This is a genomic window from Bacillus cereus group sp. MYBKT14-1, from assembly GCF_051915185.1.
In the GTDB taxonomy this organism is placed as follows: Bacteria; Bacillota; Bacilli; order Bacillales; family Bacillaceae_G; genus Bacillus_A; species Bacillus_A cereus.
The window spans coordinates 18838-43366 of record NZ_JBQAEF010000019.1; the positions used below are offsets into that span (position 1 = coordinate 18838).

Sequence of the window (24529 nt, forward strand, 5' to 3'; positions counted from 1 at the left end):
ATAATGTTAACCTAAAAATAACAGGAGGTTAACATTATGAGAAGATTACATGTTTTAGATTTAGCATTAGCTGCCATGTTCGTTGCTCTTATGGCCATCGGTGCAAATATTGTATCTTGGGCACCTTTCTTACAAGTAGCAGGCATCCCATTATCTATGCAACCATTTTTCGCAATTTTAGCAGGTCTTCTTCTTGGAAGTAGACTTGGTGCCTTATCCATGACTGTATATATGCTCGTTGGTTTAGCCGGCGCACCAATCTTCGCTAACTTCAAAGCTGGATTTGGAGCACTTTTAGATCCTACTGGTGGTTTTATTATCGCCTTTATTATCGTTGCTTACGTATCAGGAAAACTAGTAGAACAAAAAGAAAGACCCACTTTCATTACATTTGCAATTGCCTCTTTCACTGGAATTATTTTAACTTATATAATCGGTACTACTTACATGTACGGAGCAGTCAATCTCTTTATGGGCGGTAATATGAGCTATAAAGCTGCTTGGATGATTATGATGTGGTTTGCAGTAAAAGATATTGCATTTACAATTATCGGTGCTATTATCGCACCTCGCATATACTATGCTGTGCGTCGTTCTGCTTATCAGCATTCTCATTCGACGATTTCATAATAAAAAAATGAGTTATTTCAGTATACTGAAATAACTCATTTTTTATTATGACTCTTGATTCGCTTGTTCTTCTAAAATTTTCTTCATCATTGCAACCATGTCATCACGTAATTCTGGGTGTTGCAGGGCCATTTCAATTGTCGTTTGAACGAATCCTAGCTTTTCACCTACGTCGTAGCGCTTTCCTTCGAAATCGTAAGCAAATACACGTTGGATTTCATTTAAGCTTTGGATTGCATCTGTTAATTGAATTTCACCACCAGCACCGACATGTTGCTGTTCTAAGAACATAAAGATTTCAGGCGTTAAAATGTAACGGCCCATAATTGCTAAGTTTGAAGGAGCTGTACCTTGCGCTGGTTTCTCAACGAAATTGCGAACTTGGTAACGACGACCTTCTTGTTCTAATGGATCGATAATTCCATAGCGATGTGTTTCCGACTCTGGAACAGTTTGTACACCAATAACAGAAGAAAGTGTTTTTTCATACTCATCCATTAATTGACGTAAACACGGTTTCTCAGCTTGGACAATATCATCACCTAGTAACACTGCAAACGGCTCATCACCAATGAATTTACGCGCACACCAAACAGCATGTCCTAGTCCCTTCGGCTCTTTTTGACGGATATAATGAATATCTACCATTTTTGAAGAAGCTTGTACTTTTTCAAGCAACTCATATTTTTTCTTCTCTAATAAGTTTTGTTCTAGTTCAAATGCGTTATCAAAATGATCTTCGATAGAGCGCTTTGTTTTACCAGTAACAATAATAATATCTTCGATTCCCGATTTCACTGCTTCTTCCACAATGTATTGAATCGTTGGTTTATCTACTATCGGTAACATTTCTTTCGGCATTGCTTTCGTTGCTGGTAAAAAACGTGTTCCTAATCCAGCTGCTGGGATTATCGCTTTTCTTACTTTTTTCATCACAAAATACCCTCTCTCCTGTCGGAATCAATAGCAAGCATTTCCTACATAAAACAAAAGGGAGATTTCGCTCCCTTTTGTTCCTTACTACTTAAAATTACTTTGTATTATAAACGATTCATAATGTCTTCTTTAATAGTAAGTAACTTTTGTTCACTATTTTGTAAAGAACTATCTTTTACACCAAAGTAAAACTTAATCTTCGGCTCAGTTCCAGATGGACGTAGGCAGAACCATGAACCATCCTCTAATTGATATTTTAACACATTTGATTTCGGTAAGTGAATCTCTTCTTTATGTCCATCTTGTAAAGATGTAACGATGCTTGCTTTATAGTCTTCCACTGCTACGACTGTTAAGCCTGCTACTTCTTTCGGCGGATTCTCACGGAACGTTGCCATCATCTCTTGGATTTTTTCAGCTCCATCTTTTCCTTTTAACGTTAACGATACAAGGTCTTCACGGAAGAAACCGTACTTCTCAAATACTTCTAATAGACCGTCATATAACGTTTTCCCTTGTGATTTGTAGTATGCAGCTACTTCACATGCAAATAGGACAGATTGTACTGCATCTTTATCACGGCAGAATGGGCGGATTAAATAACCATAGCTTTCCTCATAACCGAATTGGAATTCATATTGTCCGCTTTCTTCATACTGCCTAATTTTCTCACCTATAAATTTAAATCCAGTTAACGTATCAACTGTATCTAAACCGTATGCTTTCGCAATTGTACGGCCAATCTCAGACGTTACGATTGTTTTTAATACGACACCGTTCTCCGGAAGCGTTCCGTTTTCTTTCTTTTGAGATAGTAAGTAATCAAGCATTAATGCACCTGTTTGGTTTCCTGTTAATACTTGGAACTCACCGTTATGATTACGCACTGCTACACCAAGGCGGTCTGCGTCAGGATCAGTTGCGATTAATACATCTGCGCCTACCTTTTCACCGTCACGAATGGCATACTCAAACGCTGCGTGCTCTTCTGGGTTCGGTGATTTTACTGTAGAGAAGTTTGGATCTGGTAACTCTTGCTCTTTTACAACTGTTACATCTGTAAATCCAACTTCTTTTAAACCACGGCGTACAGAAATATTTGATGTTCCGTGTAATGGTGTAAAGACGATTTTTAAGTCTTTGCCGACCTTTTGCACCATTTCTTTATTAATGATGACATTGTTCAATTCTGTAGCATATGCATCATCTACTTCTTGTCCAATAATATGTAATAAACCGTCAGCTTTTAATTGCTCTACATCAGCGACTTCAACTGTTAATTCATCTTCTACTGCATTTACGTAGCTAATTAACTCATCTGCTTCTTTTGGAGGTAACTGTCCACCATCTTCACCGTATACTTTGTATCCGTTATATTCAGGTGGATTATGGCTTGCCGTAAGAACGATTCCACTTACTGTATGTAAATGACGAACTGCGAAAGAAAGTACTGGCGTTGGACGTAAGCTTTCAAACACATATGTTGTAATGCCGCGTGCCCCAAGTGTAGCAGCAACTTCCATTGCGAACTCAGGTGATTTATGACGAGAATCATAGGCTACAACAACACCGCGTTTTTTCGCTTCCTCACCTAATTTTTCAATAAAGCTTGCTAATCCTTTTGTTGCTTTACGAACTGTATATACGTTTAAACGGTTCGTACCAGCACCAAGTTCACCACGCATACCACCTGTGCCAAACTCTAGATTTTTATAAAAGCTATCCTCGATTTTCTTCTCATCTTGCTTCATATTTTCTAGCTGTTCTTTTAATTCTGCATCTAATTGTGCGTAAGAAAGCCAGCGACTAAATTCTTGTTTCCAATTCATTCTTCTCTCTCCTCTCGCTCGTCATACCTTTATTATATGAAAAAAACATGCTGTATCTCAATATTTTATAAAATCTAACAGGATTTTACTAGGAATATTTGTATACACTATTGTTAAATACTCCACTAAAGGGAATGAGGATTATGCACGAATGGGGCTTGTCAGAAGAGCTCAAAATACAAACAAAGCAAATGATTGAAATTGCTGAAAAAGAACTATCGATTATGAGGAACGCAATCGATAAAGAAGACGAATGTATTTTATGCAAAATGGAAGATATTCATCATATGTTAGCAAATGTACAAACATTGGCAGCTACATACTATATTCAGGCATATTTATCACCTTATACGGAAAGTTCATCTTTTATTACAACAGCTATCCAACATTTAAGCGCCAGAAAACATGGTGCTCTTATCGTTGTGGAAAGAAACGAGACGCTTGAAGCTCTCATTCAAACTGGAACGACATTAAACGCTCATTTAACTGCGCCATTACTCGAATCAATATTTTATCCAGGTAACCCTCTTCATGACGGTGCCGTTCTCGTAAAAAATAATCATATTGTCTCAGCTGCTAATATTCTTCCTTTAACGAAAAGTACAGAAGTTGATCCTGAGCTAGGAACACGTCACAGAGCTGCAATTGGCTTATCAGAAAAGAGTGATGCACTTATATTAGTTGTCTCTGAAGAAACGGGCCGTACTTCTTTTGCTTTAAATGGGATTTTGTATACGATTTCTTTATAAACACTTTTAGCAATTTTTTGAACAGCGCAGTAGTAAAATGAAGTTATATCGAATTACCAACAAATACACCTACCATATCAATAAAAAAGTGCTGCCTCAAAAATTTGAGACAGCCTTTTCTTCAAAGAATTATTCTTCTCCAAAACGCTCCACAAGTGTTGCAAGTGTACGTACCATTGCACCAGTTGCTCCAGCTGGACCTAAGTCGTGCTCGCCTTTTGTTTCTGATGTTCCAGCGATATCTAAGTGTACCCACGGTGTATCTTCAGCGAATTCGCCTAAGAATGTACCTGCCATAACCGCATGTCCTTCACGGCCTGGTGAGTTATTTAAATCAGCAAACTTACTGTTTCGAACGCGTTCTTTATCACGATCAAAAATCGGTAGTTGCCAAATTGGCTCATCTGTTTCCATAGAAGCCTCTAGCACTTGCTCAAATAACTCTTCATTATTTGTCATTGCGCCTGTCGTATAGTTTCCAAGTGCAACAATTACACCGCCTGTTAATGTTGCAACATCAACAAGGTAGTTTGCACCAAGTTTTTTCGCATACGTAATACCGTCAGCTAAAGCTAGACGACCTTCTGCATCCGTATTTAATACTTCAATTGTTTTTCCGCTCATAGATGTAATTACATCGTCTGGCTTAAATGCCGTACCACTTACAACGTTATCAGTTGAAGGAATAACAGCGATCACATTTTGTTCTGGGCGAAGTTCACCGATAATTTCCATCGCACCTAATACAGCAGCTGCACCGCCCATATCACCTTTCATACCGACCATGCCTTCACGTGGTTTTAAAGAATAACCACCTGTATCGTATGTAATACCTTTTCCAACGAATCCAATGACATCTGTCCACTCTTCTTTTCCTTTATAAATAAGAGCAATCATTTTTGGTGGCTCTACACTACCTTGGTTTACTGCAAGTAACGCACCCATACCAAGATCTTCCATCTCTTCTTTCTCAAGAACTTTATAGTCCATATCATACTTCTCCGCTAATTCAACAGCATACTCAGCAAGCTTTGTCGCTGTTAATACGTTTGGCGGCATATTTACAAGTGTACGAGCTGAATTTGTTGCACGTCCATGTACGTAGCCAACTGTTAATGCGGCTTCAATTTCTTGTGCATCTTCCGCTGTAATAGCCGTGAACTTCTCTAACTCTACACGATCCTTTTTATCTGATTTATACGTTTGTAATTCATATGTACCAAGGCCTTGTACCTCTGCTGCAATATGAGCGACATCAATCGCGTCTAATTTCTCTGTTACGAAAGAATCAAGTAAGATTGCTGCATCTTGTACTTTTGCTGATTGCAGTGTTTTAAATGCCTTACCAAGAGCCGCACGTAACGTTTCTGTCGTGTAAGACTCTTTCTTGCCTAAACCAACAAAGTAATAACGTTTCACATTTGTTTTTCCTAAGCTATGCACTTTCGAAATGGCCTTTTTCTTCGTAGATAATTCTTTCTCTTCTAGTAAAACTTGTAATTGTCCTTCAAACGCTTTGTCCAGTTCTTGTACAAAACTACTCATTTTCTCTTCTTCAAATAAAGCAACAATTACTGCTTCATGACCTGCTAATTCTTTTTGTACTTGAAACATGTTCAGACCCCCTAAATTTCTCTACCACCATTATAACTTTATTTTCGATAAAATGCGACAATTCTAACTACAGTTATATGACGTGTAAAATCCCCTCTATTATGAAATAAGCCAAGAAAAAAAGTCTAGCGTAATTACGACTAGACTATCTTTGTTTTAAATATTGACCACGAAACACTTGCATCGTTTCGTCTTGATTTAACATCGTTAACTCTTCTTCTGTAAACTTACCATTTCCTACTTTTACTACGTACACATTTACTTTTTTCTTACCCCATTGGCTATAAACATCTTTCACCGTATCATAATATAGATCAAGACGGTTTCCTTTTATTGCACCGCCCTTATCAGCTACTACACCATACCCATAACCTGGTACGAATAAAATTGTTCCAATTGGGAATACGCGTAAGTCTGCTGCGATTGTGGAATATAAATCCCTTTTCGCCTTAACACCTGAATATGTAATACCATACTCCGGATGTCCCGGCCTCTTACCAGTTGACTCAATTCCCGACGTATAACCTGTTGCAGTCATTTCAATTGAACGATATTTAGACCAGTCGTTTGCCTGCTCTAAAGCATTTATCACTTCTTTACTCGGAGCAACATTTCTCTTAACTTCTGCTGCATGTACTTCTTTTGCACTCGTTCCCTCATACTTCTTTACAATCTCTAATAAAGAAACTCCTGTGAAAGCATTCCATGTTACGCATAATGCAATTGCAAGTAAACAAGTCATCATAATGCGAATACAATATCGTTTTAACATTTTTATATTCCACACTCCTTCATCGTTAATCATTCCCTATACCATGAAGGAATATGCAAAAAAATAATCTCCAACTTAATTGGAGATTAAAACATTTGATATCCGCTTTTCCGAAGTTTCTTGATTACGACTCCTGCTAAAGCAGCCCCTACTAATCCAGTAGATAGAATAAATACGTCTGCTTGTCCTAAGTGCGATACACTTGTCCCAAATGAAGAAAATGTTTCTTTCGGTTTTGAAAAATAATCCCACATACTCGCTTTATTAATAATAAGCATACAAACAATCGGATACACAATAACCATTACCCAAGTAGCTCGCAAAATCATGTTGAGTAAAAATCCAATTCCAAAGAACAAAATAAAGAATAACATCATTGAAATAAGTAGTACCGGTATACTCACTCTTTTCCCCTCTCCTTCGCACGTGCCGTAAATACGTGATAAGCTGTATAACCAAATGGTTCGCCTGGATTTAATGTTTTGTCCACTTCAAGATGTAGTTCTGATCTTCCTTCTAACAAATATTTAATAAGCACAGACGTATTCGGATCGTCCGCAATCTTATCCGGATGTAAGAACGCCACTTCAGACAATTCTTTCTCCTGTATAATAATATTTTCTCCTTCAGGCTCCAAAAGAAAAATAATCATATTATCACTAATCTCATTACGAATAACACCCGATCGAACACCAATGATCCCCTTCACATGAGCGACAATGCCTGTCTCTTCTAACACTTCGCGTTTCACAGCTTCATCAACCGTCTCACCTTCATTTACAAAACCAGCCGGTAAAGACCATTTCCCTTTTAATCCACTGTATTTCTTCTTAACAAATAGCCACCTACCATCTTTTGTAGCTACTAAACCACTAACAGCTAGCCATACCTTCCCTCGTTTCTCCATGATGTAATAACCTCCTCTTTCAGAACGGACAGAATATTCTTTCTTTTTATATTATACTATATTTTTAATATGAAAAAAGCAGAAACAGCTCTTAGCCGTTTCTGCTTTTTCTACTATATATTAAAAGAACTTTAATTTACCTTTTTTAAGAACTAATAAAGGTCCACCTAATAAGAATAGGTAACGGTTATCGATTACTTTCTTCATGAAGGAAGCTTTCCAACCTGTTAACTTTTTACCCATAACAACGCCCATTGCATCGTCATGACCTAAAGAACATACAGATCCTTTATTATCAAATGCGAATTTCTTCATTTCGCCTTTACCACGAACTAATACAGTTAAGTTGTGTGCAATATTGTAACCTTGTTGAATTGCGATTTGTGCTGTTGGTGGGTATGGACGGTTAATTTCTTCATTAATGATTAACGCTGCGTCACCAACCATGAATACATCTTCGTATCCTGGAGCATGCATGTACTCATCAACTTTTACACGTCCGCGCATTGCTTCAAATCCAGACTCTTCCACAATACCGTTACCACGAACACCTGCAGCCCAAACTACTGTTTCAGACTTAATTAATTCAGTGTCATCGCCATTCGCAACGATAATACCTTCTTCAGTTGCTTCTTTAATTGCTGTACCGATGCGGAATTCTACACCTTTTTTCTCAAGTTGTTTTACAGCGTACTCTACTAACGCTGGATCGAAACCTGGAAGTGCTGTTGGAGCAGCTTCTACACAGATGATACGTGCTTTTTCACGTGGTACATTGTACTCTTTGCAAAGTTCAGGAACACGGTTTGCAAGCTCACCTACGTACTCGATACCAGTAAATCCAGCACCACCAACAACGATTGTTACTAACTCATCGCGTTGTTCAGTTGCATATTTAGAGAAACTAGCTTCCATATGCTCACGAATTTCACGAGTTGCATTAATGTTAGCGATTGAGAATGCATGCTCTTTTAATCCTGTAATTCCGAATGTTTCTGATTCGAAACCAAGACCAATTACTAAGTAGTCATACTCTAACTCGCCGTCTTTTAAGATAATGCGTTTTTCAGCAGCTTTAATTTCTACTACTGTGTCTTGTACAAAGTTTACTTTATTTGTATCAATAACGTCTTGAATATCTAGACAGATTTTTTCATCTTGTAATGTACCAGCTGCGCTCTCGTGTAACCAAGTCGCTTGGTAGTGATAGCTGTTGTTGTTTACTAGCGTAATTTCAGCTTCATTTACAGATAATGCTTTTTGCAGACGAACAGTCGTAATCATCCCGCCATAACCTGCACCTAAAACTACGATTTTTGGAGTCTTCACCAAATCACAACCCTTTTCTTTATATAATAGTAATGAGAAATAATACCAAGTACTAAAAACTCTATTTGTCAAGAATGTGGAATTTATCACATTCTATATCATAACAAAACGCAGTCAAAAAATCGTACGAATTTTGTCATAGAAATTTAACATAATACTTCCCTATATTAGTCGGTTTTATTCCAGAATTCAAGCGTCTGGAGAATTATCAATATTTTAAAATAACATAGCGTTTTCAAGGGTTTTTTAGACTTTTTTTCATGTATTTTCCTTTCTGTATATTTTATACAATAAAAAAGAACCTATGCGAAAACTTACACACAATTCAGTCGTTTTCAGAAGTATTATGAACTCAAATATGCTATCATTTATTTGAAAGTGTCATCATTTGCAGGATTTTCGTGTACATATGAACAATATATGAAATCAATATCAAAATTCCATCTATAGGGGGAATGAAAGTGGCAGAAAATCAAAAAGTTTACGACATAACAATTATTGGTGGTGGTCCAACAGGGCTGTTCACAGCATTTTATGGCGGTATGAGACAAGCAAGTGTAAAAATCATTGAAAGCTTACCTCAACTTGGAGGACAATTATCCGCACTCTACCCTGAAAAATACATTTATGATGTAGCTGGATTCCCAAAAGTGCGCGCACAAGAATTAGTTGATAACTTAAAAGAGCAAATGAAGAAATTTGACCCAACCGTTTGTTTAGAAGAAGCTGTCGATACGCTTGAGAAACAAGCTGACGGTATATTTAAACTTGTTACGAATAAGCAAACTCACTATTCTAAATCAGTTATTATTACTGCTGGCAATGGTGCTTTCCAACCACGCCGCTTAGAATTAGAAGGTACAGCAAAGTATGAAAAGAAAAACTTACATTATTTCGTTGATGATATGAATAAATTTGCCGGTAAGCGCGTCGTAGTATTTGGCGGCGGCGATTCAGCTGTTGATTGGACAATGATGTTAGAACCGATCGCTGAAAAAGTTACAATCGTTCATCGCCGCGATAAATTCCGTGCGCATGAACATAGCGTCGAAAACTTAATGAATTCTCGTGCAGAAGTAAGTACACCGTATGTTCCAGTTGAACTCATTGGTGATGACAAAATTGAACAAGTCGTTCTTCAGCACGTAAAAACTGAAGAAAAAGTTATCATTGATGTTGATGACGTAATTGTAAACTATGGCTTCGTTTCTTCTCTTGGCCCAATTAAAAACTGGGGCTTAGATATACAAAAAAACAGCATCCTTGTAAATTCAAAAATGGAAACAAATATTCCTGGCATTTACGCTGCTGGTGACATTTGTACATATGAAGGAAAAGTAAAACTCATTGCTTGCGGCTTCGGTGAAGCACCAACAGCAGTAAACAATGCAAAAGCTTACTTCGATCCAAATGCAAAACTTCAACCAATGCATAGCTCAAGCATGTTTTAATATGTAAAAATAAAAGCTCCTTCCATACGTGGAAGGAGCTTTTATTTTATATACCACGAAAGCACACTGAATTCGATAAACTATCGAACTCAGTGTGCTTTTCGTCTAAAAAAATTATTGTTTTCTTCTTCTACCTAATACGAATAATACTCCGCCAACTAAGAATGAAATTCCAGCACCAACTGACATCATCCATGGAGACGCTGCCCCTGTTTTCGGTAATTCCCTTTCTGTTTTTACTTGCGGCTCTTTAATTAATTTTTCCAATCTTACTTCCGGTTTCACTTCTGGCTCCTTCGGTTCTTTCGGATCTTCTGGTTTCACTTCTGGCTCCTTCGGTTCTTTCGGATCTTCCGGTTTCACTTCTGGCTCCTTCGGTTCTTTCGGATCTTCCGGTTTCACTTCTGGCTCCTTCGGTTCTTTCGGATCTTCCGGTTTCACTTCTGGCTCCTTCGGCTCTTTCGGATCTTCCGGTTTCACTTCTGGCTCCTTCGGCTCTTTCGGATCTTCTGGTTTCACTTCTGGCTCCTTCGGTTCTTTCGGATCTTCCGGTTTCACTTCTGGCTCCTTCGGTTCTTTCGGATCTTCTGGTATCTTAAAATCTTCTTTTATTTTCGGTAAAATTGTAACTGTAGGCTCAAGTGGCGGATTTATTTTATCGTCCACTACTGCTTTATTTGTTATCCCTTTACTCGGCGCTTCTTTTACCTTCGCTTTAAAAATAATACTACGTTCTTTCGTATCTGTAATTTCTAGATACTTGGCGATTACTTTTCCAAACTCCATTTTTAACTCTATTGGATTTGGCTCAGCCCCTTCAAATCTAATACTACCTTGCACGTATTCTAAACCGGCTGGAATTTCATCTTCTATTGTAACTACATCTAGTTTTCCGTTTTCCACCGTATTTTTGAAGCTAATTCGGTATTCTACTTCTTCTCCTAGCTTTGGCTCTTTATTACTTACTTTCTTCGCTGCTGTTAACTTACCATCTTTATATTCTGGCTTTATTTTCGCTGTCGGTTCTATAACTGGATGTTTCGGATCATCCACTTCAATAATCGCTTTATTTGTTATTTCTCCTCCAACTTTTGCTGTTTCTTTTACCTTTACTTTAAAGATGACACTTCTTTCTTTCGTATCCGTAATTTCTGGATACTTCACTGTTACTTTTCCATTCTCTACTTTAAGTTCTGTAGGCACAGGCTTATCACCTACGGCCTCCAGACTATCTTTCACATACTCTAAACCAGACGGAATTTCATCTTCAATCTTTACATCAACTAACTTCCCGCCATCTACTGTGCCGTTAAAAGTAATTCGATATTCAATTTCTTCCCCTAGCTTTGGTTCATGATTACTTACTTCTTTCCTTGCCTCTAGTTTCCCATCTTTATATTGCGGTGTGATTGGTATAAGTGACTCAACTGGCGGCGTCGTCGGATTATTATCATCAACAATCGCCTTGTTTACAATCTCTTTTCCTACTTGTACCGTCTCTTGTACTCTCACTTTAAAGATGATACTTCTTTTTTTCGTATCCGTAATTTCTGGATACTTTGCTGTTACTTTTCCATTCTCTACTTTCAGTTCCACCGGATGTGGTTCCGGCCCATCAGACTTTATACTATCTTGTACATATTCTAAACCGGCTGGAATTTCATCTTCTACCTTTACCTCAGTTAGTTTTCCGTTCTCTACCGTATTTTCAAAGCTAATTCGATATTCTACTTCTTCTCCTAACTTTGGTTCATGATTACTTACTGTTTTTTCTGCTTGTAATGCACCATCTTTATATTGAGGCTGAATAGAGATATTCGGTTGCTCTGGTGGATTTATTGTATCTTCCACAATCGCCTTGTTCACAATCTCTTCGCCTACTTTAGCTTTTTCTTTCACTTTCACTTTAAAGACGATACTTCTTTCTTTCATATCCGTAATTTCTGGATATTCCGCAAGGACGGTTCCGTTTTTCACTTTCACATACAACGGTTTCGGATTCTCTCCCTCGGCTCTTTCACTACCTTCTACAAACTCTAAGCCAGTTGGTAATTCATCCTTAATCTTCACCTTCGCTACTTTTCCATGCTCTACTACGTTACGGAAAGTAATTCGATACTCTACTTCTTCTCCTAATTTTGGAGCTGGATTATTTACTGTTTTCTCAGCTTTTAGTTTTCCGTCCTTATACTCCGGCGTAATAATCGCTTCTGGTTTTTGCGGCGGATTCTTCGGATTGTCATCATCCACAATTGCCGTATTCACGATTTTCTTACCGACTTTTGCTACTTCCGTTACTTTCACTTTAAAGATAATACTACGCTCAGCTGTATCAGTAATATTTTCATACTTCGCTGTAATTTTCCCAGCTTCTTCTTTTAACTCTACTGGCGCTGGCTCATTACCTTCTGATTTTAAACTATCCTTCACATACTCTAAACCAGTTGGTAATTGATCCTCAATTTTCACTTCTGCTAGTTTTCCGTTTTCTACCGTATTTTTAAAACTAATTCGGTACTCTACTTCTTCTCCTAGCTTTGGATCTTTTTTATTTACCTTTTTATCAGCTTTAACTTTACCGTCTTTATGCTGCGGGGTAATTTCTACTTCTGGTCGCTCTGGTGGATTTTTTGTATCATCAACAATTGCTTTATTTACAATTGCTTTGTCCACTTCAACAGAATCTTTCACCTTCACTTTAAAGATAATGCTTCTTTCTTTCATGTCAGTGATATTTTCATACTTCGCACTAACCTTACCAGCTTCTTCTTTCAACTCTACTGGTGCTGGCTTATCACCTTCTGCTTTTAGACTATCTTTCACATACTCTAAACCAGACGGAATTTCATCCTCAATTTTCACCTCTGCCAGTTTTCCATCTTTCACCGTATTATTAAATGAAATTCGGTATTCGATTTCTTCCCCTAGCTTCGGTTTATGATTATTCACCTTTTTATGAGTAGCAATTTTACCGTCTTTATATTGCGGTGTAATTTTTGCTGTCGGATCAATTACTGGATGGTTCGGATCATCAACATGGATAATCGCTTTATTTGTAATGTCCTTACCTATTGCAACTGAATCTTTCACCTTCACTTTAAAGACGATACTTCTTTCTTTCGTATCCATAATCTCTGAATACTTTGCCATTACCTTACCATTTTCTACTTTCAACTCCACTGGTTTTGGCTCTTCACCTTCAGCCTTTTCGCTTCCTTCTACAAACTCTAATCCAGCTGGAATTTCATCTTCTATTTTTACCTCTGCTAGTTTTCCATCTTTCACCGTATTATTAAAAATAATTCGATATTCGATTTCCTCACCTAACTTCGGTTCATGATTACTTACTTCTTTTCTTGCCTCAATTTTCCCATCTTTATATTGTGGTGTAATCGGTACATAAGGCTCTTCTGGCAGATTCTTTGTATCATCTACAATTGCCTCATTTACGATTTCTTCTCCCACTTTTACGCTTTCTTTTACCTTCGCTTTAAATACAATGCTTCTTTCCTCTGTATCTGTAATTTCTGGATACTTTGCCATTACCTTATTATTTTTCACCTGTAGCTCTACTGGTTTCGGTTTAGAACCTTCTGCTGTGATGCTGCCTTCTACATACTCTAAACCATTTGGTAATGTATCCTTTATATTTACCTCTACTAGTTTTCCGTTTTCTACCGTGTTTTTAAAACTAATTCGGTATTCTACTTCTTCTCCTAGTTTCGGTTTATGATTATTTGCTACTTTCTGCGCAGCAATTTTACCATCTTTATATTGCGGAGTAATTTCCACACGAGGCTCTTCTGGCTCATTTTTTGTATCTACTACGATTGCTTTATTAACAATCTCCTTGCCTATTTCTGCCTCTTCTTTTACTTTCACTTTAAAAATAATACTTCTTTCTTTTGTATCCGCAATTTCTAGATACTTTGCCATTACCTTGCCGTTTTCAAATTTTAATTCTACCGGACTTGGTTTAGGTCCTTCTGCTTGTAAACTGTTCTCTACAAACTCTAATCCAGCTGGAATTTCATCTTCTACTTTAACCTCTACTAGTTTTCCGTTTTCTACCGTGTTTTTAAAACTAATTCGGTATTCTACTTCTTCTCCTAATTTTGGCTTCTTATTGTTTACAAATTTCTCAGCTTTCAGCTTACCGTCTTTATATTCTGGGGTAATCGTTACTTCTGAAGTCGTTGGATCTTTTGTATCATCAACAACTACTTTATTGACAATGCCTTCACCAATCTTAAATTCTTCTTTTACTTTCGCTTTAAAGACGATACTTCTTTCTTCTGTATCCATAATTTCTGGATATTTTGCGATTACTTTTCCATCTTTCACTTTCAGTTCTACCGGATCTGGCTTAGAACCTTCTGCTCGTAAACTATCTTTCACATACTCTAATCCATTTGGTAAATCATCTTTTATTGTCACCTCTGCTAGCTTTCCGTTTTCTACCGTATTTTTAAAGCTAATTCGGTATTCCACTTCTTCTCCTAACTTCGGCGTTTCATTATTTACCGTTTTCTTCGCTTCCACTTTTCCATCTTTATGCTGTGGAGTAATTTCTGCCGTCGGTGTTTCTGGCTCATTTTTCGTATCATCAATAATTGCTTTATTGACGATTTTTTTACCGACTTTCACTTCATCTTTTACTTTCACTTTAAAAGTGATACTTCTTTCTTCTGTATCCGTAATCTCTGGATACTTCGCCATTACCTTACCATTTTCTACTTTTAACTCTACTGGATTTGGCTTAGAACCTTCTGCTTTCACACTGTTTTCTACGTACTCTAAACCTTCTGGTAAAGTATCTTCTATTTTCACCTCTGCTAGTTTTCCGTCTTCTACCGTGTTTTTAAAACTAATTCGGTATTCTACTTCTTCTCCTAACTTCGGCGTTTCATTATTTACCGTCTTCTTCGCTTTCACTTTTCCGTCTTTATGTTGCGGAATAATTTCTGCTGTCGGTGTTTCTGGCGGATGTTTCGTATCGCTCACAATCGCTTCATTAACAATTGAATCGCTCACTTTACCTTTTACTTTCACTTTAAAGGTAATACTTCTCTCTTTTGTATCTGTAATCTCAGGATACTTTGCCATTACCTTACCGTTTTCAAATTTCAATTCCACTGGATCTGGCTTAGAACCTTCTGCTTTTACACTATCTTTCACATACTCTAATCCATTAGGTAAATCATCTTCTATTTTTACCTCTGTTAGCTTTCCATGTTCTACCGTATTTTTAAAGCTGATTCGGTATTCCACTTCTTCTCCTAACTTCGGCGTTTCATTATTTACCATCTTTTTCGCTTCAAGTTTTCCATCTTTATACTGAGGAATAATTTCCGCTGTCGGATTAACTGGCTTGTTTTGTGAATCATCAATAGTTGCTTTATTAATGATTTTTTTACCAACTGTTACTTCTTCTTTTACTTTCACTTTAAAAACGATACTTCTTTCTTCTGTATCCATAATTTCTGGATATTTTGCCATTACCTTACCGTTTTCAAATTTCAGCTCTACTGAATCTGTTCCGGCACCTTCTGCTTTCAAACTATTTTCTACATACTCTAAACCTTCTGGTAGAGTATCCTCTATTATCACGTCTGTTAGCTTTCCGTACTTAACCGTATTTTTCATACTAATTCGGTATTCTACTTCTTCTCCTAACTTCGGTGTTTCATTATTTACGATTTTCTTCGCTTTAATTTTTCCATCTTTGTGTAATGGTGTGATTTTTGCTTCTGGTTCTTTCGGATGCTTCATATCATCAACAATTGCTTTATTGATGATTTCCTTACCTACTTCCGCTTCTTCCTTCACCTTTACCTTAAAGACAATACTTCTTTCTTTCATATCTGTAATATTGTCGTATTCAGCAATGACTTTTCCATCTTTCACACTTAACTTTAATGGAGCTGGTTTATCACCTTCAGCCTTTTCACTGCCTTTTACATACTCTAAACCGTTAGGAATTGTATCCTCTATTATTACCTTTTCTAGTTTTCCGTTTTCTACCGTGTTCTTAAAGCTAATTCGGTATTCTACTTCTTCTCCTAGTTTTGGTGATGGATTATCTACTGTCTTCTTCGAATCAATTATTCCATCCTTATGTTGCGGAGTAATTCTTTCCTCCGGCTCAATCGGTGGATTTTTCGTATCATCAACAATTGCTTTATTGACAATCTCTTTATCTACTTTTGCTTCTTCCTTCACCTTTACTTTAAAGACGATACTTCTTTCTTTCATATCCATAATATCGATATACTTAGCTTTGACTATCCCATTTTCAACAGCTAATTCTACTGGTCCAGGTGCTTCTCCTTCGGCCTTGATGCTATTTTCTACATATTCAAGACCTTTTGGAATTGTATCTTCCACTCGCACCTCTTCAAGTTTTCCGTTCTCAACCGTATTATGAAAACTAATGCGGTACTCGATTTCTTCGCCTAACTTTGGCTTCTTATTATTAACTACCTTTGTAGCAGCAATTTCACCTTTTTTACTTTGCGGTGTAATAACAACCTTTGATTCAACAGGCTCATTTTTCGGATCTTTTGCAATTGCTTTATTTACGATTGCTTCCCCTACTTTTGCCGAATCTTTTACTTTCACTTTAAAAACAATACTTCTTTTTTCTGTATCCGTAATTTCTGGATACTTTGCCATTACTTTTCCGTCTTCCACTTTTAGTTCTACTGGCTCTGGTTTTATACCTTCAGCTTTCAAACTATCTTTCACGTATTCAACACCTTTAGGTAGTGTATCTTCTACTAGCACCTTTTCTAGTTTTCCGTTTTCTACCGTATTATAAAATGTAATTCGGTATTCCACTTCTTCTCCTAGTTTTGGTGTTTGATTCGTTACGCTTTTTTCAACATCCACTTTACCGTATTTATAATCCGGCGTAATCTTTTCTTCTGGATGCTCAGTTTGTCCATTTGGCTCACTCACAACCGCTTTATTAACAATTGTTTCTCCGGCTTTTGCCTCTTCTTTTACTTTCACTTTAAAGGCAATGCTTCGCTCTTTTGTATCCATAATCTCTGGATATTTGGCGATTACCTTACCATTTTCTACTTTTAACTCTACTGGATTTGGTTCAGCACCTTCAGCTCTCTCACTGCCTTGAACAAATTCTAAGTTAGCTGGAATTTCATCTTCTATTGTAACTGCATCTAGTTTTCCGTTTTCCACCGTATTTTGGAAGCTAATTTGATATTCAAATTCTTCTCCTAGCTTTGGCTTCTTATTTGTTGCTTTTTTCTTTGCAGCAATTTTACCGGCCTTATGCTGTGGTGTAATCTTCTCTTCTAGATTCTTTGGTGGATTTGTTTTATCACTAACGGTTGCTTTATTAACAATTTCTTCACCAATTTTTGCAGTTTCTTTTACTTTTGTTTTAAAGACGATACTTCTTTCTTCCATATCCATAATTTCTGGATACTTTGCAATTACTTTTCCATTTTCAAACTTCAGCTCTACTGGCTCTGGTTTTGCACCTTCTGCTTTCAAACTATCTTTCACGTATTCAAGATTGCTTGGTAATTCATCTTCAATGGTTAATACATCTAGACGTCCATCTTTTGTCTTATTTTTAAATGTAATACGATACTCTACCTCGTCACCTAGCTTCAGTGTTTTATTAGATGCTATTTTTTTAGCTTCTATTTCTCCCGGAACTTCTTTTGGAGTAGTAACCGTAACATTTGCCTCATCTTCGGTTTCATACTTTATCTCGGCGCTATCTTCTCCCTTTACAACAACAATATTTTTTATTGTTGTGTCTGATTTTATAGATTCTTTCGCTTTTACTTTGAATGTAATAACGGCACTTTCCCCCGGCTTTAAAACACCGCCGTCTTTAGCATTAGCACCTTCACCAACACGGAAATCAATTTGATTATTTACAAACTCCGCTTCATCATCGCTTGCATCATCTGTTTTATTTCCTTTATTACTTCCAGAAATATATTGTATAGATCTCGGAACATACTCTAAACGATCATCTAATTTATCAAAACCTTTTACATTCGATACCGGCGCTTGATTATTTTTCGTATCATTTTTCACTTCAATTTGATACGTAAACTCTTCACCAGCTTTAATTTCCTTAATTTCTTTACCGGTACTATCTAATGCCTTTTTATCAACTTGTAAGTTTGGAGCATTATGTTCTGTAACAAATGTGGCGTTGTTTAATACGTAAATATCACCAGTACCAGCATATGCTCTAAAACGCATTTTTCCTTCTTTCAAATCATTCTTTACTTGAGTCGGTCCTTCAAGATGATACGTATGAATGTCAGTACTGAATGAATTTGTCCAATCCGGGTTATATCCTGGATATTTTTTTGTAACAAACTCGTTAGTACCGTCTACTTGTACTTCTGTCATAGATGAATCATTCGCATCATTATCTTTACCGTTAATATTTTTTATCTTTATATATCCAGCACCAAAATCATATTCTCCATAATCATAGGCATATCCATCTTTCTCAGCTGGATCACCTTGCGATGAAAAATAACTAAATTTTGCTTTAAAAGCACCTTCTTTTGGTGTGTTTATTTTATTAACACTAATATCTGTCCAGGCTGTACTTTTTTGAGCAACTAGCCCTTCCCAAATCTTCATATCTTTTACGGTTTCTTTATGGTTTTCATAAACTAATATAAGATTCCAGTTGCCCCAGTAGTAACCACTGCCTTTTTCAAATTTAATTTGTGGCACATTCGCAACTGTCACCGTTTGAGAAATACCTTGCTGTGCAATTACATTTGTTACGTCAGCATATGCAACATAACCGGCACCAGCACCCGAGTAATTTGAAATATACGGTAAACTAGCTGCTTTTCGTATACTAGTAGCACTTACCTCTTTATATTCTTTATTACCCATTTTCATTTTAACCGGCTCTCTTACATCTTCATCACTAACTCTATACTCTTTATTTGCATAAGTTGGCGTTCCCATAGCTGCTGTCCAAAATAAATAAGCCTTTTTCACTTTACTTCCAGCAGGAATGTTAGGAAAAGCTCCTGTTGACGAATTAAAAGTACTATCATCGTTATCAACGTCCACAGTCATTTTATTCGTCTTATACCCCAGACTTTGTCTGCCATAATGATCGGTCGTCAAACCAAGTGTTACATTACCAGTCTGTACTAAATTACCAGCAGTAATTGTAGAATACAGTGGATCTCCAAATCCTTGCTTATCCCCTGTTTGCATTTGAACCTTCGAAGCATTCTCTGATGCAGCTTGTACTTTTGCATCGCTCTGATTTTCCGCTTCTTTTTCTAGTTTCTCAACTTCGGTTACTGGTTGTTTTGGTAGTTCTGTTTTTGATGTAGGGTTATTTTTATCTTCTACAGATACTTTTAGCTTTTCATCAACTTTTTTGATTGTATTATTAGCTGATGGGCCAACTTCTTTCTTACTACTGTCAGCCTCCTCATCGGCATTAGCTGCTACCTTTTCTTCAGAAGGGATTCCCTCAACATCTACAGACATGTTTCCTATTTGTACTTTATCTTTTTGCACACTAACCTTTTGTTTGTATTCTTTATTAAAATGCTGTGTGCGACTAGCTTTTATTAACACAGTCATTTTTTCGTGTGATTTTAAATCTCGAATTTTAAGATTAGAAGAAAGAAGTTTTCCTCCCTTATCTTTTTCTTCTACATAGAAATCCGCTACTTTATTTTCAGGTAACTTCTCTCCGTTTACTTTCACAGATTGCGAGAGGAACGTAATTTCATTTTCATTACTTTGTTTAAGCACCAATTCTTGAATTGGTGTATCTCCCGTATTTTCAATCGTATATTGAAATACGTGCTCCCTCTTAGCTACTTCCCCCTTATATATTTCGGCATTTACTTGCTCTGCCTTAATTTTCACATCATTTCCTTGTAACTCATCCCAGCTTTTTTTATTTATCTCTGCAAAAGCACTGGGTGAAGGCAATATGATGGATAGGAGAAGTGTGATCATCGTTACGACATTAAAACACTTCAATACTTGTTTCATATTTTTTACCTTTCTCCTTTCTATATGCTTGCTATCCGTCTACTTAATTTCGTAGCCGTATACATAGCAATATATATCCACTCGCAACAATCCGACCTACGAAAATGTATTGTTGAAATCCCAATGTCAACAATATAAATCTCATAGAATATTACTATTTTAATTTATCAAAAATAGCATATATATATCGGACACTTATACAAACCTTCACCATTTTTTAACATAGTAAAAAATGCTCTATTGTATAGGTTTATATAACAGTTAAAGGATACATAAAAAGCTTAACATATCTCTTAATCTATTCATACATACAATAGAAATTTTACCATTTTTAGTCATTTCAGTTTGTTATTTATGATTAAAATTTTCAAAAAACAATAACCGTTACATGTAAAAATATGTTATATTACCAAGGAACATATGTTCTTATTTTAAAGGAGGAATTTGTAATGATAAACGAACCCATTATCGTAAAAAAAGAAGCTTTCCAAGCAATCGGCGTTTCGATTACGACGACTAACGAAATAGAGGCATCTACTGAAGGAAAAATTCCCGAGCTCTGGAACCGATACTTTCAAGAACAAATGATGCATCACATCCCAAATCAAAAAACGAAAGAAACATTCGCATTCTACTCCAACTATGAATCAGATGAAACTGGTACATATACATTTACAATCGGTACGACCGTTTCTTCATTAGAAGACGTTCCTGAAAATATGACAACTTTAACAATACCTGCTGCTACATATGCGGTATTTACAACGAGAAAGGGACCAGTTGCTGAAGTCGTTTGCGAAGCTTGGGAATATATTTGGCAATGGTCGAAAGAAAATAAACGTGCCTTCACAACAGACTTCGAGCTTTACGACGAAAGAGCATTAGACCCAAATCATGCACAATTGGATATTTATATTGCGTTAGCCTAAAAAAAGATGCCCATTCGGCATCTTTTTTTGTCGTTAAATAGCTACTGGGCAAATTCATTATTATTGTCTACAATGAGAAAGTGCAGTATAGAAATATTAGAAACTGTATAAAGTGAAACTATAATCAGTGGGGGCATCTCCCATTAAGTATTAGCCCTCACCAATCGGGCGTTTACTGGTTTTTTAGTTTAAATTTGTCACATAGAAAGGAAGCAATATGGAGGAACTACAACAAAATAAAACTGCTTTAGAAGGAAGCGGAAAACCGTTATTAAAAAATACGAATTTCCTTTTTCTTTGGGCAGCTACTCTTTTTTCAAGCTTTGCTTTAGCCTTTTTTACTTTTTCACAAACGTGGTACATAGCAAAAACATTAAACCTTGAAGCTTCACTCGGTGTTGTTTTCGTAGCTCTTAGTGTTCCAAGGCTTATTTTTATGATTATCGGCGGTGCTGTAGCTGATAAATTCCCGAAAAAAAATATTATGTTTTACTCCAATATTATTCGAGCGATTCTTGTCGCAACCATTCTCACATGGTTTATCGTTGGTGATGTAACACTATATACATTTGCTTTATTCGCTTTATTCTTTGGACTTGCTGATGCTTTCTTCTGGTCAGCAGATGGATCTATCTTACCTGAATTGGTAGAAAAAAGCCGGTTAACACAAGCGAATTCACTTACACAAATGACGAACCAAGCATCGGTCATCTTAGGCCCTGTACTTGGCGGAATTCTGATCAAATTTACAAACTACGAGACAATATTTTCTATTACAATTTTATTACTGATTGTCGCAGCCATACTCGTTCAAAAAATACAATTTACGATGCCAGAACAAAAAGATACAGATAAAGGTATGTTCACTTCCATTAAAGAAGGAATCTTATATGTAAAGGAATCGCCATTCCTTTCAACTTTCCTTCTTTGTAGCGCCTTTTTAAATTTATTTTTAATTGGTCCGATGCAAGTCGGTTTCCCGCTTTTCGTTAAAAATGTTCTGCACGGTGACTCGCTCCATTTCAGTTACTTAGAAGCATCTGTAGGCGGCGGAATGGCAATAGGCGCTGTCATTGTCGGTTTAAAAAATATTAATCGTAGACGCGGACTATTTTGTATTATCATGATGCTACTGTCTGGTGTATTCTTCTTATCCATCAACTTTAGCACCGTACTTTGGCAAGCATTATTAGCCGGCATGTTTTATGGTATTACAATTGCAATGGCTATCGTTCCGCTTATGGCGATGATTCAATCGACAGTAAAAGAGGAAATGATGGGACGCGTAATGAGCTTACTTATGCTATCATCAATGGGCTTTATCCCGCTCTCTTATGCATTCACATCAATCGCACTTGCAATGGGAATTCCAATCGTAACCGTTATGAAAAGCGGTGCAATTGCTGTTATCGTCTTCGTACTATTTGTAGCGATTCGTGTTCCAGTTGTAAGAAAGTTCGACTAGCTACTTGGAGTCATGTATTATACGCATGGCTCCTTTTTAAATGGATCAAATAACGCTATCCCCTTACTTCTTCTCACAGCTGCTCCCCATTCTAATCCAACCTCTAAAAATAAATCTCGCACTGTACTATATAAAAGTGCCTTCACATTTTTACGGATTTCCCCATATTTATAAGCTCTCACAACACTCTTCACTCGCCAAATGAAATTTCCATACACTTCTTCATCAGCTAATATTTGCTCTAGTAAAACACCTTGCTCTAGTAACCCGCTCTTTTTATACGCAAGCTCGACCTTACTCCAAAATATATTAATTTTCTTCGGATTACTCGTCATCGGTACCAGTGCGTATATAAAAGGCTTCGGTATATCATGACGGCAATACGTCTCATCAAGCTCGTACGTTATTTTTCTTTTCTCTTTTATTTGTGGAATGTTTTTAGAAAGAATTGTTTCTCCCTCGGATTTTGGCTCCTTTCCGTTACAGCCAGCTGTATAATCCTCACTTTCACATGCGGACATTTTCATACGGTCATCCATGCGGTCAATTGCAGATATAAGAAAAATATATAAGTTCGCACTATACCCACCGCGCTTATGTCTTTCTTTTGTTGCAACACGCTTTATAATTCCTAGTTCCTCTAACTTTGCAATTGAACGGCGTACTGTACGAATACTCTTTCCAACATTCTTCGCAATCGTCTCCATTAACGGACAGGCGACTCCTACTGTTTTTTGTTTCTCATTCACCGCATACTTTCCTAAAAAATGAATAATGGTAGCATCCGTTTTATTTAATTGAAATCGATAATGTTTCAAAACTTGTTTTTGATATGTATTAAACTCTTCTTTACTTCGAAATTCACTGTATGGTTTCATTAAATTATATAAGCTTCCCATTTATATCACCTCATTTATAAGTAAGAGGCAGGAAGAGAATTTGGCGTGGAATTTAATATTTTTTTAATGGAGATGAAAATATGATCGTAATTAGCGCTTGTTTAGGTGGTATAGCTTGTCGATATGACGGAAATGACAATCTCGTTTCAAAAATAGAGGAGCTTTTGCAAAAAGAAGATACAGTCCTCATTTGTCCTGAAGTATTAGGAGGACTGCCAACACCTCGTCCTTCTGCTGAAATTATTGGCGGGAATGGCGACGACGTTTTGGACGGAAAAGCGAAAGTGATGACAAAAGATAGTGAAGATGTTACAGAAGCTTTCGTGAGCGGTGCTTATAAAGCGCTAGAACAAATTAAAAATTTACACCCAGAATATATTATTTTGAAAGAACGTAGTCCATCTTGTGGTAGTTCTACAATTTACACTGGAGAATTTAACGGGAATAAACAAACTGGTTACGGGGTAACAACTGCTTTATTCAAAAGACATGGATTTACAGTCATTTCAGAAGAAGATTTTGAGAATATAAAAAGGAATTGACCCTGTTCGTCAATTCCTTTTTTCTTTCTTATTTTGCACCTAATTTTTCTTTCACTTTCGCTGGAAGCTCGTCTTTCTTTACTTCTTCCCAAGCCGAAACACCTTTTTTATCTGAGTGGTATACGCGTAGGAATGCATCTTTACGTAAGTTTTTTTGAGCTGTGAATTCTAATTCTTTCTCTTTACCGTCTTTATCAAAGCCAGTTAGCTTATACTCATAATCTTTATATTTTTGACCATTATCAGCTTTACTATGAACTTCTTTTCCATCTACTGTAATTTGAACGTAGTACTCATCTTTACCCATACGGTTTAAATCACAACCAACTAACAAACTTGCAAATACAACTAAAATACTAAATAGTGCAATGTATCTTTTCATTTCCTTCACCTCATATGTTTTTTCTTATATTCTTATCTTAAAGCCCAGAGCTTAAAG

16 protein-coding genes are annotated in these 24529 nt (G+C 36.7%); 6 read left to right on the forward strand and 10 right to left on the reverse strand.

The features are described from left to right. The first annotated feature begins 36 nt into the window (after positions 1-36). The gene (locus tag ACTFO4_RS26465) at positions 37-630 is read left to right on the forward strand and encodes a biotin transporter BioY (RefSeq protein ID WP_001253379.1); all 594 of its coding nucleotides are present in this window, start codon (positions 37-39) and stop codon (positions 628-630) included. A gap of 45 nt (positions 631-675) precedes the next feature. Here the strand turns inward: ACTFO4_RS26465 and galU are convergent, their stop codons facing one another. Both galU and ACTFO4_RS26475 read right to left on the reverse strand, forming a co-directional pair. Then, on the reverse strand, positions 676-1563 hold the full coding sequence (gene galU / locus ACTFO4_RS26470) for a UTP--glucose-1-phosphate uridylyltransferase GalU (protein WP_002097988.1): 888 nt from the start codon (positions 1561-1563) through the stop codon (positions 676-678). A gap of 107 nt (positions 1564-1670) precedes the next feature. Next, entirely contained in the window at positions 1671-3395 is a 1725-nt protein-coding gene (locus ACTFO4_RS26475; RefSeq protein WP_098877851.1) for a phospho-sugar mutase, read from the reverse strand. Positions 3396-3538: 143 nt separating this feature from the next. Here ACTFO4_RS26475 and cdaS point away from each other — a divergent pair, with 143 nt between their 5' ends. After that, on the forward strand, positions 3539-4144 hold the full coding sequence (cdaS, locus tag ACTFO4_RS26480) for a sporulation-specific diadenylate cyclase CdaS (RefSeq protein WP_000545252.1): 606 nt from the start codon (positions 3539-3541) through the stop codon (positions 4142-4144). 129 nt (positions 4145-4273) lie between these two features. Here the strand turns inward: cdaS and pepA are convergent, their stop codons facing one another. The 5 genes from pepA to ACTFO4_RS26505 all read right to left on the reverse strand — a co-directional run bounded on the left by pepA (position 4274) and on the right by ACTFO4_RS26505 (position 8766). Continuing rightward, positions 4274-5758, reverse strand: coding sequence for a cytosol aminopeptidase (gene pepA, locus ACTFO4_RS26485; RefSeq protein WP_017674490.1), 1485 nt, complete (start codon positions 5756-5758; stop codon positions 4274-4276). Positions 5759-5903: 145 nt separating this feature from the next. Next, a complete protein-coding gene (locus ACTFO4_RS26490; protein ID WP_006922360.1) occupies positions 5904-6530 on the reverse strand; it encodes a 3D domain-containing protein in 627 nt (208 codons plus the stop codon). Between the two features lie 86 nt (positions 6531-6616). Continuing rightward, the gene (locus tag ACTFO4_RS26495) at positions 6617-6934 is read right to left on the reverse strand and encodes a YuiB family protein (protein WP_000027016.1); all 318 of its coding nucleotides are present in this window, start codon (positions 6932-6934) and stop codon (positions 6617-6619) included. Further along, positions 6931-7437, reverse strand: a complete 507-nt coding sequence (locus ACTFO4_RS26500; protein ID WP_000415313.1) for an NUDIX hydrolase — start codon at positions 7435-7437, stop codon at positions 6931-6933. Before ACTFO4_RS26500 ends, ACTFO4_RS26495 begins: the two co-directional genes overlap by 4 nt. 120 nt (positions 7438-7557) lie before the next feature. Further along, on the reverse strand, positions 7558-8766 hold the full coding sequence (locus ACTFO4_RS26505) for an NAD(P)/FAD-dependent oxidoreductase (RefSeq protein WP_000856612.1): 1209 nt from the start codon (positions 8764-8766) through the stop codon (positions 7558-7560). A 461-nt stretch (positions 8767-9227) separates the two neighbouring features. On the opposite strand from ACTFO4_RS26505, the gene ACTFO4_RS26510 reads away from it, so the two are divergent. After that, complete coding sequence (locus tag ACTFO4_RS26510) at positions 9228-10217, forward strand: NAD(P)/FAD-dependent oxidoreductase (protein ID WP_000829785.1); 990 nt, start codon at positions 9228-9230, stop codon at positions 10215-10217. A 114-nt stretch (positions 10218-10331) separates the two neighbouring features. Here ACTFO4_RS26510 and ACTFO4_RS26515 read toward each other — a convergent pair whose 3' ends face one another. After that, positions 10332-20255, reverse strand: a complete 9924-nt coding sequence (locus ACTFO4_RS26515) for an isopeptide-forming domain-containing fimbrial protein (protein ID WP_440014519.1) — start codon at positions 20253-20255, stop codon at positions 10332-10334. 449 nt (positions 20256-20704) lie between these two features. Here ACTFO4_RS26515 and ACTFO4_RS26520 point away from each other — a divergent pair, with 449 nt between their 5' ends. Both ACTFO4_RS26520 and ACTFO4_RS26525 read left to right on the forward strand, forming a co-directional pair. Beyond that, positions 20705-21184 (forward strand): GyrI-like domain-containing protein, encoded by a 480-nt coding sequence (locus tag ACTFO4_RS26520; protein ID WP_000606657.1) that lies wholly within the window; start codon positions 20705-20707, stop codon positions 21182-21184. Between the two features lie 217 nt (positions 21185-21401). Beyond that, positions 21402-22649: an MFS transporter gene (locus ACTFO4_RS26525; RefSeq protein ID WP_103623002.1), complete on the forward strand. Its 1248-nt coding sequence runs from the start codon at positions 21402-21404 to the stop codon at positions 22647-22649. 17 nt (positions 22650-22666) lie between these two features. On the opposite strand, the gene ACTFO4_RS26530 is transcribed toward ACTFO4_RS26525, so the two are convergent. Then, the gene (locus ACTFO4_RS26530) at positions 22667-23548 is read right to left on the reverse strand and encodes a helix-turn-helix domain-containing protein (protein ID WP_326235158.1); all 882 of its coding nucleotides are present in this window, start codon (positions 23546-23548) and stop codon (positions 22667-22669) included. A gap of 80 nt (positions 23549-23628) precedes the next feature. Between ACTFO4_RS26530 and ACTFO4_RS26535 the strand changes: the two genes are divergently transcribed. After that, positions 23629-24090: a DUF523 domain-containing protein gene (locus ACTFO4_RS26535; protein ID WP_326235159.1), complete on the forward strand. Its 462-nt coding sequence runs from the start codon at positions 23629-23631 to the stop codon at positions 24088-24090. A gap of 28 nt (positions 24091-24118) precedes the next feature. Here ACTFO4_RS26535 and ACTFO4_RS26540 read toward each other — a convergent pair whose 3' ends face one another. Beyond that, positions 24119-24472 carry a YxeA family protein gene (locus tag ACTFO4_RS26540; protein ID WP_000833150.1) on the reverse strand — a complete coding sequence of 118 codons (354 nt, stop codon included), beginning with the start codon at positions 24470-24472 and terminating at the stop codon, positions 24119-24121. Positions 24473-24529: the final 57 nt, after the last annotated feature.

Bases quoted from the DNA above. Each gene is read 5' to 3' on its own strand.
- ACTFO4_RS26475 (WP_098877851.1), bottom strand. From the start codon at position 3,395: ATGAATTGGAAACAAGAATTTAGTCGCTGGCTTTCTTACGCACAATTA.
- ACTFO4_RS26525 (WP_103623002.1), top strand. From the start codon at position 21,402: ATGGAGGAACTACAACAAAATAAAACTGCTTTAGAAGGAAGCGGAAAA.
- ACTFO4_RS26530 (WP_326235158.1), bottom strand. From the start codon at position 23,548: ATGGGAAGCTTATATAATTTAATGAAACCATACAGTGAATTTCGAAGT.
- ACTFO4_RS26535 (WP_326235159.1), top strand. From the start codon at position 23,629: ATGATCGTAATTAGCGCTTGTTTAGGTGGTATAGCTTGTCGATATGAC.
- ACTFO4_RS26520 (WP_000606657.1), top strand. From the start codon at position 20,705: ATGATAAACGAACCCATTATCGTAAAAAAAGAAGCTTTCCAAGCAATC.
- pepA (WP_017674490.1), bottom strand. From the start codon at position 5,758: ATGTTTCAAGTACAAAAAGAATTAGCAGGTCATGAAGCAGTAATTGTT.
- ACTFO4_RS26490 (WP_006922360.1), bottom strand. From the start codon at position 6,530: ATGTTAAAACGATATTGTATTCGCATTATGATGACTTGTTTACTTGCA.
- ACTFO4_RS26465 (WP_001253379.1), top strand. From the start codon at position 37: ATGAGAAGATTACATGTTTTAGATTTAGCATTAGCTGCCATGTTCGTT.
- cdaS (WP_000545252.1), top strand. From the start codon at position 3,539: ATGCACGAATGGGGCTTGTCAGAAGAGCTCAAAATACAAACAAAGCAA.
- galU (WP_002097988.1), bottom strand. From the start codon at position 1,563: ATGAAAAAAGTAAGAAAAGCGATAATCCCAGCAGCTGGATTAGGAACA.
- ACTFO4_RS26515 (WP_440014519.1), bottom strand. From the start codon at position 20,255: ATGAAACAAGTATTGAAGTGTTTTAATGTCGTAACGATGATCACACTT.
- ACTFO4_RS26500 (WP_000415313.1), bottom strand. From the start codon at position 7,437: ATGGAGAAACGAGGGAAGGTATGGCTAGCTGTTAGTGGTTTAGTAGCT.
- ACTFO4_RS26540 (WP_000833150.1), bottom strand. From the start codon at position 24,472: ATGAAAAGATACATTGCACTATTTAGTATTTTAGTTGTATTTGCAAGT.